The following is a 16066-nucleotide window of genomic DNA, read 5'->3' as shown; positions in this document are numbered from 1 at the left end:
AACCCAATTCGGCAAAACGTAGTGCCCCCTTACGGGCCTAGCTTAGTGCTTAGAAAACGAAAACGACAAGTGAACTTACCCTACTTTCAATCTCTTTTGACATAGGTAGTTAACTGCCCAAAGTATCATTTATTGTATAAACCCCACCAAGTCCCTCTTCAACTACATAAACATCAAAATTATTTGATCCCCACATGACAAATCTAAATTCCTTGCCCCGAGGGGCTCTCAAATGCACTGTTTTATAAGGGCTGGCTGTATTGCTTTTTTGACCAAGTAAAGAAACTGTGCAGTCTGCACCTGCTAATAGTAAACCTTTGTCCAAACTTTCGGTATCGTAATAGAAATGAAGGATATGATGCGTATCAGCAGTATGATCCGAAACGACTCTGACGGATACACCCCCATCCGCCGTGTTAGCAATGGTGAATCTTTTTCCATCCTTCAGTTCCAAGTAATGTTCATGCTCGGAAACATACTTTTCTACAAGACCGCTTTCAAGGTTGTAAAATAAATCGGCTGATAATGTATTGGGCCACATCCCATTAATCTCGGAACCATCCGCTAAAGTCGCCTTCATGAAATATAAAATCGTGGTTTCGCTGGGCATTCTCCTTGAAGGTACCAGCTTTGCGGCAGCATCGCTAATCCAGTTTTTTAATACGCTGTCGTTTCGTTTCAAGTCCTCTGATCCCCATCCTAAACGAAGCAAGGCGATCTTAGCTTGAGATAAAGCATAGTACATCCCAAGCTGAGGGATGATACGTTCAAATACTGTTATCGTTTTGGTAATGGCTGTAACCGTCTCAGATGCACCTATTGCTGTATTTCCGTACGTAGAAACGACTTCTGCTTTAAAATAAGAATCAAGGAACATAAGTGTTCCCTCATCCTTATTCAACGTAACTTTCAGTGTCGAGTGTGCAGTTCCTTCATTATTAATCTCTAATGCTCTGTTATTGCCCCAAGACTCTCTATACTTGCCTGTATCGGAAATTAAACCAAAACGTCTCACCAATACATCATCTAAATTCTCAAGCAAAAGATCTTTATTAGCCTCGTTGCTTATTGAAGCGGCGTCAAGACTCAATAATCCGACAATTTCTTCAGGCTGGAAAGGGTCAATAGGATGGCTGATCGTTTTAGCAAAGTGTTCTTTAAGTCTTTCAGATAATAATACGAGTTCTGACTTCAGCAACAAATTGCTAAGGGATAACACATCCTCGTTCAAATACATATATATGAAACTTTCATTTGCAATAATCGTTTCCAGAATATCCGCAAGAAACATATCTCCTACCAGAAAATCAGACCCTACTCGCACAGTAAGACGACCATCCTCTGAAAATCCGGCACTAACAGGAGGAAGAGAAGTTTCAACAGGATGATCTAACTTCAAAGCGATTCCAGGTTCCCTGGATGCATCATCATTGTCATCAATCGCTGACTTTAGCGTCATACTCATCTAAACTCCTTTATCCATGACTCCACCTTAGGGAAGGCGATTTCAAATGGTTGTTTGCTTGCTCTCTCGAGCAATCTCTTTTCGAACAATCGGTGCGACGCGGGTGCCAAACAACTCGATGGCGCGCAAGACTTCGCGATGCGGCAATGTACCGATATTTAGATGTAAGAAAAAACGGTTTGTTCCTAGATTTTTGCGGACGAGAAGAATCTTCTCCGCGACATATTCAGGATCGCCAACATAAAGGGCGCCATCAATACTACGCGCAGTATCGTAGGATGCACGGCTGTATGGCGGCCATCCTAACACTTTGCCGAGTTCATTCATTTGAACCGACGTGTAAGGATAGTGTAACTCGGCAGCAGCTTGTTTATACAATTCGACTAACGGAGCAAATCTTTCCGGCATTCCGCCAATTATGGCGAAGACGATGGGCAGCCCCAGCGCTCCTGCTCGAATGGCCGACTCTGGGCGCCCTCCGGTTCCGACCCACACCGGAAGCGATTCTTGGACGGATCGCGGATAGACGCCAAGATCATGGATCGCGGGGCGATGACCACCTCGCCATGTGACTTTTTCCGAAGCTCTAATCTTCAGAAGCAACTCAAGGTGTTCTTCAAACAATTCGCTGTAGTCATTCAAGCTATATCCAAACAATGGAAATGAATCAATAAAGGATCCTCTACCCACCATAATCTCCGCCCTGCCGTTACTGATGCTATCCAACGTTGAGAAAGATTGATATACTCGAACCGGATCATCTGAGGAAAGAACGGTAACGGCGCTCGTGAGCCGAATTTGCTTGGTTAAAGCTGCAGCCGCTGCAAGCACCACGGCTGGCGATTCAGAGGCATAATCCGACCGTTGATGCTCTCCGATTCCAAACACATCAAGGCCGACTTGATCGGCTATAACGATTTCTTCGATCCCGTTCCGAATCCGCTCGGGATGGTTAATCCTCTTGCCCGTTACGGGATCCGGTGAGTTCTCTAGAAAAGTATTGATGCCTATTTCAAAGTTATCTGTATATTCAGCCATAGCTGATCCTCCTTATCGTGTTGATCGCAGACAGAAATATTATCGATGTCCTGCGGCAACGTTTCTTGGCGCAACTTCATGGATTCGTTTAAGATCAGAATCCGTAAGCTCAACCTGCAAAGATCCAATATTCTCATCCAAATACTTTCTTCTTTTCGTTCCTGGAATAGGTACGATATCGCTGCCTTGCATCAATATCCATTTCAGCGCCAATTGCGGTGCGGTACACCCCTTTTCATCAGCCATCTCTTGAATCCGGGCGACAAATTGAAGGTTTTTCTGTAAGTTTTGTCCCTGAAATCTAGGGAAGTTTCGTCTGATGTCGTCGTTTCCCAAATCCTCGTATCGTTGAATCGTACCTGTTAAGAAACCACGTCCAAGCGGACTATAGGCTACAAAGCCGATGCCAAGTTCTCTCAAGGTAGGAAGGACTTCGTCCTCCACGTCTCGGGACAACAAGGAATATTCCGTTTGCACCGCAGATATTGGATGAACCGCATGTGCTCTGCGAATCATAGCTGGCGAGGCTTCTGAAAGGCCGATATAACGGACCTTCCCTTCCTTCACCAGATCAGCCATCGCTCCTACAGACTCCTCGATTGGAGTGTAGGGATCAATACGATGCTGATAATACAGGTCGATGTGGTCAACGCCTAATCTGCGCAAGCTTGCCTCACAGGCAGCCTTAACATATTCCGCTCTTCCGTTATATTCCCACATCGGCCCTTTGTCTCGTACTACCCCAAACTTGGTAGCCAAAGTGACCTCATGACGTCGATCTTTGATCGCTTTTCCCACCAGTCTTTCATTTTCGCCGACACCATACATATCCGAGGTATCCAAGAAACCCACACCAAGTTCCAGTGAACGATGAATCGTCCGTATGGATTCTTGTTCATCCCGGTCGCTGCCGTAAAAGTCCGACATGGACATGCAGCCTAATCCAAGAGCTGATACTTCCAGCCCGCTTGATCCAAGTGCTCTTTTCTCCATAAAAAAATCACTCCTCATGTTCAATGTTGTAATCACAAAACGGTATGTTTTGCATTTCGATATCTTTTTCCTATACTCTTTTGAGTTGTTCTGCTACATTCTGTTTATTTTTCAAAGCAATCGAATTCACTGCAAATACAGTTGCAAGCAATACGATTAGCCCTCCGACCCAACCAATCGATGATAGGGAGAGTTGTTCGACAACCACACCACCTAGAACTGCCCCCAAGGCGACACCAAGATGGAATGCAGAGGAATTCAAACTCAAAATAATATCGGTTGATTGAGGAGCCATAGTAACCAGACTAAACTGCAGTGCTGGGGCCGTTGTCCAAGCTCCAAGCATCCAAAGAGCTAGTATGAACAAGGCACCTGAAAAGGTGACCGCAACAATCGGGAGAAAAAACAGGGCAATCACATGAAGGAGCAGACTTGCAATCAGTGTACGACCAATTCCCCATTTATCAGCTCCGTAACCTCCTACACGCGATCCTACAACTGCCATTAGTCCCATGCCTAGCAAGACAAGGCTGATTGTATTGGAGTTAAGACCTGCGTTTTCGCGCAGCAATGGAGCTAGATACGTAGAAACAACAGAATAACCTGTAATAAAGAACAAAGAAGTTAACAAGCCACTTATTACTTTGAATTCTTTGAGTACGGCCAGTTGTTTAGATAGCGGAATCGCTTCTTGACCGGATAACTTAGGAACGGCTTTTACGATGGGAACAGTCATTATTATGGTAATTACGCCAAGTATAGCGAAGATCCAGCGCCATCCCATGTACTCCCCGATCAAAGTGCCTAAAGGAAGTCCGATGACGAGTGAAAGACTTGTTCCCATTAAGACAGTACCGATAGCACTTCCTCTTTTCTCCGGCGGAGCTATTTGTGCAGCTACACCCAAAGCAACTACGGCAAAAACGCCTGCGCTTACTCCCAAGACAGCCCGGGAAATCATAAGTAATGCGTAATTAGGGCTTAGAACAGCAATGATATTGCCGAAAACGAAAATACATAATGCTGCCAATAATAGCTTTTTACGATCTACTTTTGATGTGATTGCGATTAGAATCGGCGTACCCAATGCGTAGGCAAGGGAATACACAGTAACTAATTGTCCGGCAAGACCTATTGATACATTTATATCAGAGGCAAGCATGTCAAGAATTCCAGTAATAATCGATTCGGCCGTACCGACCACGGTCGCACCTAGTGCAAGAAAATAAATAATCAATTTGTAGCTCTTCATGTTGTAGTCCTTCATAATGCTTCTGATCCTCCGTTTTCCTAATATAAAATGGATATTGAATCTAAATAAATAAAATCAATTCTTCAACAGGCTTTCCTACGCATCAGGATGCCATTGGCTGTTGTTAGAAAGCATATGACGTTCACCTCCTTTCTATCGAACGTTCGTTCAATTTTCATTAAAAAAAATGTCGAACGTTCGTTCAATATGCCCTAAAAATTATCGAACGTTCGTTCAACTTACTTCAAAAAAAGGGCTGTTTATGCTTTAATAGCATTCCAGCTCATTTGAATCATTATATCTATATTAGCAGAACTGAATTCATATTCACCATTTATATACTCTTTCCCCATTTGAACAAATGGCAGACAGGAGTAGGTAACCAGAAGATTGGTCTCCAAATCCTTGAATAGTCCTTCTTTGATCCCCCTCTCGAATAGAGCATAAATCGGCTTGAACACACCACCATTTTGATCTTTACAGCTTTTGCGTATAAACGGAGAGTCAAGAAACTGTTCCATTAACAGAAAGTTAGCTTTATTATTCACAATATAATTGGAATAATTACGCAAGATTTTCTCAAAACCATCCCTGACTGACATATCCGCCGTTATGCCTCTAAACATCTCCTGATGCATTTGATCCTTGAGGTTAAAATATAGTTTAATCAGTAAGTCTTCTTTACTTTCAAAATAAAAGTAAATGGATGATGAAGAGATGCTTGCCCTTTTCGCAATTTTGGACATGGATATATCAGATAGCCCTATTTCATTGAGAAGTGCAATGGTTGTCTGATAGATAAGTTCCATTTTGTTTTCGGTTTTATTTTCCATAAACCGATTATAATCGATCGTTCGATCAAAGTCAAACTGTTTTCCAACAGTATACCGAAGTATTCGGTTTCAAAACCATTGATGAACAACAACCGAAATGTGTGCTATCAAATTCACGACGCTGTTACTTTCGGGTGTCGGTAACCACCTAGTGACGTTGCTCTATTTGACTAACGCACCAGTTAGCTCAATAAGGATTATTGGAATTTGTAATAGACCAGATGGCCAGTCCACTACTCATATTCATAGACAACCTCTTTACGACACAGTCAAATTCCACAACAGCTCTCTTCTGCTAATAAGGTATATTATCAACGTTTATACATGCTTCAATCTGAAGAAACAGCAAGTCCTAAAAAGCAATACTTAGTGCACCTGTTAACTCTTCTTTTCCGTACCATTTTCCCCAGTACTGATTATGAATCGTGTAAAAAATTCTACCATTGAGGAACACTTTCTGGATACTTGTTGTGAATCCCCACCTAGTATTAATCGACACAAGCTCTTTCATTAAACCTTAATTGCTTTCCAGCAAGCTTCAATAGTCTGCTGAATTTGATATTCATCAAGAGAATATTTTCCTGCCAAATAGCCTTTTATCACGGAGTTGACCATTCCGGTGACAAGTTGGCAACATAATATGATATCCATTTCCCGGATAATGCCCTGTTTTTGCCCCTGCTCAATGATTGAAAAAATTTCAATGGCCGAGGGATCTAACCTATTCCTCAATTCTTCGGAGATATATGGTGACTCGCAATAGTTCTCAATAAACGAAAGTTCCTTGGGATAGTTGAGTGCATAATCCGCCGTGCTTTTAAGAATACCTTTTATTCTTTCATAGACAGTCTGACTAGAATCATTCCCAGTCATAACTGTTTCTCCCATATGAGTACGAGCATTCATAAAGAGCTCACTAACTAGTTCCTCTTTGCTGTTAAAGTAATTATAAAAGGTGCTAGAACCTACATTTGCCCTCTTGAATATTTTCGAAAAGGTAACGGACTGCAAGCCCTCTTCGGTAATTAAATCAAGTGTTGCAACCAAAATGTCTTCACGTTTACTCATTTCGCACCTCACTAAAGAATAATTATTCTAATTTATAATACAGTTTGATTGATAATGTGTCAAACTGCGGAATAAATATTCTATAAAAAGGTGTATATTTGTTTTTAATAAGTGATTTAAAGTGATTAATGCATAATTTTAGAATATATATTCCGAAATTCATTGACTTCTTTCTATTTAATAACTATAGTGAAGTGGAATAAATATTCTAAAGAGAGATAAGTAATCCAGAAATTAAAATTTTATTCTAGGAGGTTTTTCAATGGTCGATTACAAAGGAAAGGTAGCACTGGTTACCGGTGCTTCAGCAGGGATTGGAAAGGCATACGCTACGGAACTGGCTGCTAGAGGCTGCCATGTGATTGTGGTAGCGCGTTCGAAGGACAAATTAGAGACGCTGGCGAAGGAATTGTCATCCACATACGGCATTAGGGCGTATGCCATACCGGTTGATTTATCCAAAACATTTGCGACGCGTCTGTTGGCTGAACAAATCGGAAAGCTAAATCTGAACGTGAACATTCTAATCAATAATGCAGGTTTCGGTACCCACGGTCGTTTCGAAGAGATTTCAAGTGAGCGGGAACAGGACATGATTAGCCTGAATATAGCTTCGCTCGTTGATATGACCCATCAATTTTTACCCTATATGCAGCAGCAGAAGGATGGGATTATTGTAAATGTAGCTTCCCTTGGCTCCTTTCAGTCAATCCCATATATGGCCACTTATGCAGCGAGCAAAGCATTTGTTCTTTCTTTCACTGAGTCAATCTTTGCAGAAAACCGCCATCTTGGGGTGCGTGTCCTTGCATTATGCCCGGGAACGACCAAGACGGAATTTTTCGATGTGATTGGCACGAAGGAAATGCCAGGAGGAATTAACGGCACTCCCGAGTCAGTTGTGAAAGCTGGCTTCCGTGGAATCGATAAAGGGCGAAGCTATATCATAGATGGCACCTCCAATTATTGGCTGGCTCAAAGCGCTCGCTTTCTAACACGAAAATTTACGGCCATCATGACAGAACGTATGACACGTCCTGCATCATCTAAGACAGCAACTTCAATACCAACTTCAGATAAATCTAGATAAGAGATTGGGCAAGTGCAAACCCAAAAATGGGTTCCATTAAATCTAGGAGGTAAAATGGATGAATTCGGAAGCTATACAAAAAAGGAAACTTGGACGAGAGGGATTAGAGGTTTCAGCATTAGGTCTCGGAACCATGATGATGCCGAATAACGAGGAATCGGTTCGTGTGATTCATGAGGCGCTGGATATCGGCGTCACTATGTTTGACACAGCGGATATTTATGGTGAATTTGCACAGCAACGGTTTGGAGAAAATGAGAAGTTGGTAGGGCGTGCGCTTAAGTCTAGACGGGATAAAGCGGTGATTGCCACGAAATTTGGTGTAACGCATACCCAGGGGCCTAAAGGTGATCCGGCGTATATCAAAAAATCGCTGGATGCTAGCTTATCCAATCTCGGATTGGATTACATTGACCTATATTATCAACACCGCTACGATCCGAATACCCCTATTGAAGAAACCATAGGAACGTTGACCGACTTGGTCAAAGAGGGGAAAATTCGTTTTATCGGTCTATCCGAAGCACCTGTTGATATCATACGTCGTGCGCACGCCATTCATCCCATTACTGCAGTGGAAACGGAGTATTCCTTATGGAGTAGAGAAGTAGAAGATGAAGTACTTCCGCTTCTCAAAGAATTGGGAATTGGTTTTGTACCTTATAGCCCGCTTGGACGGGGATTCCTGACAGGGCAAGTTAAAAAGTTCGAGGATTTGACAAAGGATGATTATAGGAGAAATTATGAACGGTTCCAAGGTGATAACTTCATTAAAAATGTGGAAGTCGCAGCGCAGATTGAAGAGATGGCTTCTAAAAAGATGTGTACATCTGCTCAACTTGCATTGGCGTGGCTCCTCGCCCAAGAAGACTTCATTGTACCAATTCCTGGCACAAGACGAACAGACCGGGTGGAGGAGAATCTTGGTGCTCTGCAGGTTCAACTTACTCCAGCGGATTTCAAAGAAATTGAACGTATCTCTCCAAAAGGCTTCGCTGCCGGGGGGCGTTTCTAAATTTACAGTAGCCATTTATGTGCTATGCGCTAAAATTGCTTATCAAAAAACTCCTATATTGAACTGCCCTATAAATGTTAGACACCAACTAACATTTACGGGGTATTTTTATGTCTAAATATACAGTAGAAGTTAAATTACAAGCGGTGGAACACTATTTAACTGAAAACGAAAGCTATCAAAACATTGCAGAAAGTATTGGCGCAGCTAGTAAAATAAGTTTCAGTTTATTACCTCTATCGAAATTTTAATGTAATTATAACTCAAATGCCTTGTTCAACTAACCTGCCCCATTAGTTTAAGTGAATATCTTCACAATCTCTATATTTACTTCATCATAAATTTCTGTACAAAATATCAGTCTATTTAGATTTTAACATATATTTTGGTAAACGTTTTAGCTTATGTGTTTTTCGGATGTCAGGAATTTATGTCACCTTGTCAAATTAGCTGCTGCTAATAATGTTACTTTTATATATAAACATTGATAAATCAATAAAAATAAGCAGTCCAATTTATATGATAATTGAACTGCTAAAAGGATTGTTATTTAATGTTTTGTACTCTTAAAGGGAACCAGTTACCTTCACCTGGTCTGCTTTTCTAAATTATTCACCTAAATCAACATTATGATAAACCTGTTGAACGTCTTCTAATTCCTCTAATACATCAATCATTCTCTCGAACTGTTCCAATGCATCCGCAGGGAGAGTGACATCATTTTGTGCAAGCATGGTTAGCTCAGCAACCGTAAATTCGGTAATGCCAACACTTTTAAATGCTTCCTGTGCTGTATGGAATTGATCTGGCTCTGTATAAACGATAATCGTTCCATCTTCGTCTAAGATGTCACGGACTTCCACATCTGCTTCCATTAAAAGCTCAAGTACTTCTTCTTCTGATTTTCCTTCGATACCAAAAACAGCAACATGATCAAACATATATGCTACGGAGCCACTAACACCCATGTTTCCGCCATTCTTACCGAATGCAGCACGTACTTCAGATGCCGTACGATTAACATTATTCGTTAATGTATCAACAATGACCATTGATCCATTGGGTCCAAAGCCTTCATAACGATTTTCGTCATAGTTTTCTTCGTCTCCGCCTTTTGACTTTTCAATTGCTCGATCAATGATATGCTTTGGCAAGCTGTATGTTTTTGCGCGCTCAAGTACAACTTTTAATGCTTGGTTTGCCTCTGGATCTGGCTCCCCTTGTTTTGCTGCTACATATATTTCACGACCAAATTTTGCATATATTCTACTAGTGTTTGCATCCTTTGATGCTTTCTTTTCTTTAATATTATTCCATTTACGGCCCATGTTGTGCCCTCACTTTCAACTGAATCTATATAAAACTATAAAACTTTACGCGTCACTTTTCCAGTTTTTTTTTAGAAAAGCTTATCCTTCGCCCCTTATTTGGTAAACTAAGTATGAAAGCAAACCGATTTCTTAGGGGAGTGGAATAGATGGACACAGCGATGCAAGCAAATTTTGATAATCTGGAATCAGAAGATAAGAATCTTCAGTATCAGGCATTTATGAATATAATTGAAGCAACAAAGCAAGAAGTGGACTGGGCATATGAAGTTTGGGATGTATTAATTATAGGATTGACATCACCTGATAATCATAAACGCTCACGCTATGCGCAGTTTCTTGCCAATTTAGCGATTAGTGATCCAGAAAAAAGGATGCTAACGGATTTTCCTACTGTTTGGGAAGTGACGAAGGATAAACGAACAGTTACTGCAAGACATAGTTTGCAGGCGATTTGGCGAATTGCGCTCGCGGGGAAGGAACAGAGAGACATGGTCGTTAATCAGCTTGTTAATCGATTTGAAACAAATGAGGGAGAGAAAAATTACACGCTCGTCCGATTTGATATCATTCAAGACTTGAGAAACCTGTATGACGAAATACAGGAAGCGGGAATTAAGCGAATCGCCCTAGACTTAATTGAAAAGGAAGCAGACGCTAAATATCAAAAGAAATATGCAAAGGTATGGAAGAATGTTTAATAAATATTGAATTCTGCTCGATAATAAGGAAGCAGATAGCCCGGGTTGCATGATTGCAATCGGGGCTGTTAAAGATGAGCATAAGTTAGTTCTTTGTATTCTGTGCGAATTCTCCATCGACCTCAACAGTTTCATAGACATTAATAAATGCCTTATCATCATGCTTGCGGACTATTTCCTTAATTTGCAATGTCTCATAGCGTGTCACGACCATCATAATGATCTGCTTTGGTTCTTTTGTATAGCCGCCGTAACCATTCATTACGGTAATTCCGCGGTAGATTGATGCTAGTAATTCGTCACGGATTAATTCCCCTTTAGTCGTGACAATTTGCATCGTTAGTTTGATATGGTCTGTGTGTACTTTGTCGATCATTTTCCCTGTTATGTAAATCGAGAGCAGGGTGTATAATGCGATGTCCCAATTAAAGACCGCGCCGGAGATTAGTACAATTACACCGTTCATTCCTGTAAGCAGCAGACCGACACTGAAATTACTAGTTCGTGAAACAATGATGGCAATAATATCAAGCCCGCCAGAAGTTCCAGAGTATTTCATGACGAACCCTATCCCAAGCCCGCCAATTACCCCACCGAAAATAGATGAGAGCAGAATATTGTCGGTAACGGTAATGACTGGCAATAAGTATAAAAATACGGAAAGCGATACGACGCAAACCATAGTATTGATGGTAATTTTCTTCCCAAGCTTATAATAGCCTAAAATAAGTAAAGGCAGATTAAGTATTAGATTTAGTAAGCCTGTATTAAACGGTGTAAGAATTCCGAGTAAGATGGCAATCCCACTTATTCCACTGCTCAAAATGCCGTGCGGTACGAGGAAGAAGTTAAAGGCAAATGCTATTATAAGTGAGCCGGCAATAACAATTAAATTTTTCATGAAAATAGTACCTCCTTAAGAAGCTATAAAGCGTATTAGAAAAAATGTATGTTGTGGTACCATTCAAATATTTTATCCGAAAAAATGATTGGTGTCAGCATTATACCTCCATTTTTATAGGGAGATGTGGAATAGAATTTATTGGGAAAATTCAGCAACGAATGTTAGCGTGCGAGGTTAAGTAAGATTGCATCAGTGCTTCGCAAGTTCTCAACATCTTATTATCCAAAATAAAAAGCTGAAACGACCTGTCGTCACTTCAGCCTATATTCCCCTCTATTGCTGTTTCTCTGCTAGTGCGCTCTCATATTCCTTTTTTATCCGATGTAACAGTTCGAAGTCTGTTAGTAAACGGTACCCTGTTGATGCTAGTGCCTTCGCTCCGGTAATCAATGCTTGATCTCCTAGCTCCGATTTAGCTGCTTCTCGGAATTCAGCTGTATGGGCAATGAGATCGTCTGGACCAATCTTGATATGCCCATGTGCAGTTGGCACTTCATAGCTAATATTTCCAGCATCAGTGGATTGTCTTCCTTTAGGTTGTTCCGTATGAACCACTTCGCCGAGTGCCTCGAGCTCTTCCTGCAACACATTATCCAACACACTATTGAGTACAAAGTCTTTCACTTCATTTTGGAAACGTTCAATTGTCACTGACGCTCCAGTAGCAAGTGCTGCACCTTCAGCGATGGCACGAACTTTATTAGATGTTTCAATCGTTTTTGCCCATGTTTCTGCACGGATGAAGAAACGTGCGGATGCATATTCAGGGATGATGTTCGGTGCATCTCCGCCGTGTGTAATGATGCCATGAACCCGTACATCAGATGGCAGCTGCTGGCGCAAGGCATTAATGCCATTGAATAACTGGATGACCGCATCAAGTGCGTTAATTCCCTTCTCAGGCACTTCAGCTGCGTGTGCAGGTTTTCCGTAAAAATGGAAGTCAAGTGGATCGACAGCAAGTGTTTCACTAGTTAGCGATGTTTTTCCAGCTGGGTGTAGCATAAGCGCTATATCGACGTCCTTTAAATAACCATGTTTTACAAAGCTTCCCTTTGCACTTCCATTCGGTCCGCCTTCTTCTGCTGGTGTTCCGAGTACAATGACGCGTCCACCTGTTTCTGGTAAGGCTTTTGCTAATGCGATAGCTGCGGCAACACTTGTTGTACCGATAATATTATGACCACAGGCATGACCGATGCCAGGTAGTGCATCATATTCTGCTAGAAATGCAATCGTTGGACCTCCAATGCCGCTATCTTTCTCGGCATAGAAGGAGGTCTCATGTCCAGCTACAGCTGTTGTAACATCGAACCCAGCGTTTCTTAGGTTTTCTACATGTATTTTGCTTGCATAAAATTCCTTATTGCCTATTTCAGGGTTCGCATGGATATCCTGACTCGTTTTTATGTAAAACTCTTTATTCTTTTCAATCGATTGAAACAAAACGCCTTTACGATCTTTTACAGTACTCATTGCAATCTCCCCCTATTTATCATTGTTACTCTTGTAAATCTTCCATAATTCAATCGTCTGTTGTTCCCCCTTGAATATTATAGAGATAAAACGAAAAATCCCTCTTTTCTTAAGTAGATAAGAAAAGAGGGATTCTATTATTAGAAGCCACCCTAGTTCTCATCTTTCAAATGCATCGGCATTTGTAGGAATTGGCACAGTATTCTAATTTAGAACCTGTTGCTGAGACGTCATCGGGCCTATCCCTCAGTCTCTCTTGATAAGAATTGATGTATATTTAATTTTTGTAAGATTTAAATCTAATCATAGATTCAAAGTTTGATTAAGTCAATGACTAATTTTACCTTGTGCAATTCAGATAATTTAAGCGTCGATAATAAAAGCAAGAGTAGCAATTAATGGTGATAATCCAGGGGAACGCTTTCTTACCTTTATAGAGCTAAGAAATTAAATGCTTTCACACAATCTCGGCGAGGTGTATTTATGGAGCAACAGAAGAGCAATTGCTCTTCTGGTTAGTTCGCAGTTTATCTATATAGCAACAAACATTGCAAAGTGTACTAATTGAAAAAATAGCTGGACTAACTCACTATTTGGATTTATAATATTATAAATTAATTAAATAATAAATAAATATTTTATTTTCAGATAATTAATCAGAATAATACATAAAGGACGAAGCAGCTCGATATAAATTATCTGGAAAAGATAATGGAAGAGGGGGAATTTGGTCATGAAGAAGCGCATAATGAAGATTCTTTTCACCTTAGGTTTACTTGGAATGGTACTTGCAGCTTGTGGTTCAGAGAATTCAGGCGATACTAGTGATGGTAACGGGGATACGATCGATATCGGTGTTAACATGGAGCTGTCTGGAGCGGTTGCATCTTATGGACAATCAGATACGGAAGGAATTGAGCTTGCTGTTGAAGAGATTAATGAAGATGGTGGCATCGACGGGAAGCAGATAAAGGTGATTAAAGTAGATAATAAATCAGATGCAGCGGAGGCAACAAATGCGGCAATTAAATTAACGAGTCAGGATAAGGTTACTGCGATTATTGGAGCTGCTACGAGTGGAAATACGGTAGCCCAAGCGCAAATTGCCAATGATACAGAGACGGTACTGCTTTCTCCTTCTGGTACGAGTCCGAATGTAACGATTAAGGATGATGGAACATTGAATGAATTTGTTTTTCGTACATCCTATATTGATCCTTTTCAAGGAACAGTAGCGGCAAATTTTGCAATTGATGAGTTAGGAATTAAAAATGCTGCGATTCTAGCAGACAATGCAAGCGATTATGCGAAAGGGCTAGGTACTGCTTTCAAGGAAACCTTTGAAGCGGCTGGTGGAACAATTGTAAAGGAGGAGGCTTATGTAGCGAAGGATACTGATTTTCGTTCAATCTTAACAAGTATTCAGTCTGCAGACCCAGAATTTATTTTTATTCCTGGATATTATGAAGAGGTAGGAATAATTGTTAAACAAGCAAGGGAAATTGGTATCGATGTACCACTTATGGGGGCAGATGGTTGGGATTCTCCTACCCTTGTAAAGCTAGCTGGCGCGGAAGCATTGAATAATACATTTATTACTAACCACTACTCATCGGAAGATCCAGATGAAACCATTCAAAACTTTGTAACGAAATATAAAGAAAAATATAATGGGGAATCACCTGACGCCTTTAATGCACTTGGCTATGATTCTGTCTATCTTTTAGCAGATGCAATCGAGCGTGCAGGAAGTACGGATTCTACTGCAATTAAAGATGCACTGGCGGAAACGAAGGACATTAAGCTTGTGTCTGGGGTTGTGACAATCGATAAGGACCATAATCCAATAAAATCAGCAACGATCTTAGAATATGTTGATGGGAACCAAGTCTTTAAAACAAAAATTAATCCATAATGAGCCATAAAAAGAAATGTCCATTTAAGTATTATCAATAAAGCAAACTGGTTAATGGGAGAAGGAAACTTCTCCCATTTATAAACTTATGATTTAAGGGGTGAGAATCGATGGAATGGCTCCAGCAGCTTTTTAATGGCATATCACTCGGCAGTATTTATGCACTAATTGCCCTCGGTTATACGATGGTTTATGGAATTATCAAGCTCATTAATTTTGCCCATGGGGAAGTATTTATGATTGGCTCGTTTACAGGATTTTATGCAATAGCATTTTGGGGACTTGGATTTTTTCCAGCGCTTATTCTATCGATGGCAGTTTGTGCCGTGTTTGGAGTTTTAATTGAAAGGGTTGCATATAAGCGACTGCGAGACTCTACAAGAATCGCTGCCTTGATTACAGCGATTGGGGTTTCCTTATTGATTCAATATGTCGTTATCTATATTCGCGGAGCACAACCGGAGGCATATCCGAATGTATTACCTAATCGATCGTTTGATGTATTTGGTGTGCAAATTAGTAGTCAATCACTCCTTATTCTAGTCGTTTCTGTCGTACTTATGATCGTCTTGCAATTTATTGTCCATCGAACAAAGATTGGCAAAGCAATGCGTGCCGTTTCCTATGATCCGGATGCAGCGAAATTGATGGGGATTAATGTAAACAATACGATCTCCGCCACATTTGCAATTGGTTCTGCACTTGCGGGGGCTGCAGGCGTGATCTTTGGCGTCTACTATACAAAAATTGATCCATTGATGGGAGTTATTCCTGGATTAAAGGCTTTTATTGCCGCTGTTCTAGGGGGGATTGGCATTATTCCTGGAGCTGTAATTGGCGGATTTGTTCTAGGAATTGTCGAGACAGTCGTAAGTGCGCTTGGATTTTCCCTTTGGAGAGATGCAGCAGCATTTATTATTCTCATTTTAATCCTCATCTTTAGACCTTCAGGCATCTTTGGGAAAAATTCGAAAGAGAAAGTGTAGGT

Annotated in this window: 15 protein-coding genes and 1 riboswitch; of the genes, 6 read left to right on the top strand and 9 right to left on the bottom strand. The window is 40.9% G+C overall.

The genetic code is table 11. The features are described 5' to 3' along the window. Positions 1–109: 109 nt before the first annotated feature. The 6 genes from CWR48_RS18875 to CWR48_RS18850 all read right to left on the bottom strand — a co-directional run bounded on the left by CWR48_RS18875 (position 110) and on the right by CWR48_RS18850 (position 6649). On the bottom strand, positions 110–1465 hold the full coding sequence (locus tag CWR48_RS18875; protein ID WP_147294901.1) for a hypothetical protein: 1356 nt from the start codon (positions 1463–1465) through the stop codon (positions 110–112). A 42-nt stretch (positions 1466–1507) separates the two neighbouring features. After that, on the bottom strand, positions 1508–2503 hold the full coding sequence (locus CWR48_RS18870; RefSeq protein ID WP_115774838.1) for an LLM class flavin-dependent oxidoreductase: 996 nt from the start codon (positions 2501–2503) through the stop codon (positions 1508–1510). 39 nt (positions 2504–2542) lie between these two features. Continuing rightward, entirely contained in the window at positions 2543–3496 is a 954-nt protein-coding gene (locus tag CWR48_RS18865) for an aldo/keto reductase (RefSeq protein WP_115774837.1), read from the bottom strand. 70 nt (positions 3497–3566) lie between these two features. Further along, a complete protein-coding gene (locus tag CWR48_RS18860; protein WP_115774836.1) occupies positions 3567–4763 on the bottom strand; it encodes an MFS transporter in 1197 nt (398 codons plus the stop codon). 245 nt (positions 4764–5008) lie between these two features. Further along, positions 5009–5581 carry a TetR family transcriptional regulator gene (locus tag CWR48_RS18855; protein WP_115774835.1) on the bottom strand — a complete coding sequence of 191 codons (573 nt, stop codon included), beginning with the start codon at positions 5579–5581 and terminating at the stop codon, positions 5009–5011. 510 nt (positions 5582–6091) lie between these two features. After that, positions 6092–6649: a TetR/AcrR family transcriptional regulator gene (locus CWR48_RS18850; RefSeq protein WP_115774834.1), complete on the bottom strand. Its 558-nt coding sequence runs from the start codon at positions 6647–6649 to the stop codon at positions 6092–6094. A gap of 262 nt (positions 6650–6911) precedes the next feature. Here CWR48_RS18850 and CWR48_RS18845 point away from each other — a divergent pair, with 262 nt between their 5' ends. The 3 genes from CWR48_RS18845 to CWR48_RS18835 all read left to right on the top strand — a co-directional run bounded on the left by CWR48_RS18845 (position 6912) and on the right by CWR48_RS18835 (position 9005). Further along, the gene (locus CWR48_RS18845) at positions 6912–7739 is read left to right on the top strand and encodes an SDR family NAD(P)-dependent oxidoreductase (protein ID WP_115774833.1); all 828 of its coding nucleotides are present in this window, start codon (positions 6912–6914) and stop codon (positions 7737–7739) included. 73 nt (positions 7740–7812) lie between these two features. Continuing rightward, positions 7813–8754 (top strand): aldo/keto reductase, encoded by a 942-nt coding sequence (locus CWR48_RS18840; RefSeq protein WP_115774909.1) that lies wholly within the window; start codon positions 7813–7815, stop codon positions 8752–8754. Positions 8755–8864: 110 nt separating this feature from the next. Beyond that, a complete protein-coding gene (locus CWR48_RS18835; RefSeq protein ID WP_115774832.1) occupies positions 8865–9005 on the top strand; it encodes a transposase in 141 nt (46 codons plus the stop codon). 357 nt (positions 9006–9362) lie between these two features. Here CWR48_RS18835 and CWR48_RS18830 read toward each other — a convergent pair whose 3' ends face one another. Beyond that, a complete protein-coding gene (locus CWR48_RS18830; protein WP_115774831.1) occupies positions 9363–10082 on the bottom strand; it encodes a YebC/PmpR family DNA-binding transcriptional regulator in 720 nt (239 codons plus the stop codon). Positions 10083–10231: 149 nt separating this feature from the next. Here CWR48_RS18830 and CWR48_RS18825 point away from each other — a divergent pair, with 149 nt between their 5' ends. Further along, complete coding sequence (locus CWR48_RS18825) at positions 10232–10783, top strand: hypothetical protein (RefSeq protein WP_115774830.1); 552 nt, start codon at positions 10232–10234, stop codon at positions 10781–10783. 85 nt (positions 10784–10868) lie between these two features. On the opposite strand, the gene CWR48_RS18820 is transcribed toward CWR48_RS18825, so the two are convergent. Continuing rightward, positions 10869–11684 carry a YitT family protein gene (locus tag CWR48_RS18820; protein ID WP_115774829.1) on the bottom strand — a complete coding sequence of 272 codons (816 nt, stop codon included), beginning with the start codon at positions 11682–11684 and terminating at the stop codon, positions 10869–10871. A gap of 276 nt (positions 11685–11960) precedes the next feature. Further along, on the bottom strand, positions 11961–13163 hold the full coding sequence (locus CWR48_RS18815; protein ID WP_115774828.1) for a M20 family metallopeptidase: 1203 nt from the start codon (positions 13161–13163) through the stop codon (positions 11961–11963). Between the two features lie 156 nt (positions 13164–13319). Continuing rightward, positions 13320–13429, bottom strand: a riboswitch (SAM riboswitch). A 467-nt stretch (positions 13430–13896) separates the two neighbouring features. Between CWR48_RS18815 and CWR48_RS18810 the strand changes: the two genes are divergently transcribed. Together CWR48_RS18810 and CWR48_RS18805 are read left to right on the top strand one after the other, a co-directional pair. Further along, the gene (locus CWR48_RS18810; RefSeq protein ID WP_115774827.1) at positions 13897–15078 is read left to right on the top strand and encodes an ABC transporter substrate-binding protein; all 1182 of its coding nucleotides are present in this window, start codon (positions 13897–13899) and stop codon (positions 15076–15078) included. A 110-nt stretch (positions 15079–15188) separates the two neighbouring features. Continuing rightward, positions 15189–16064, top strand: coding sequence for a branched-chain amino acid ABC transporter permease (locus tag CWR48_RS18805; RefSeq protein WP_115774826.1), 876 nt, complete (start codon positions 15189–15191; stop codon positions 16062–16064). Positions 16065–16066 lie beyond the last annotated feature (2 nt).

It is taken from the genome of Oceanobacillus arenosus, assembly GCF_003369575.1.
GTDB lineage: Bacteria > Bacillota > Bacilli > Bacillales > Amphibacillaceae > Oceanobacillus > Oceanobacillus arenosus.
The sequence above is the reverse complement of the archived record's forward strand: the minus strand, read 5'-3'. Positions and strand labels throughout refer to the sequence as shown.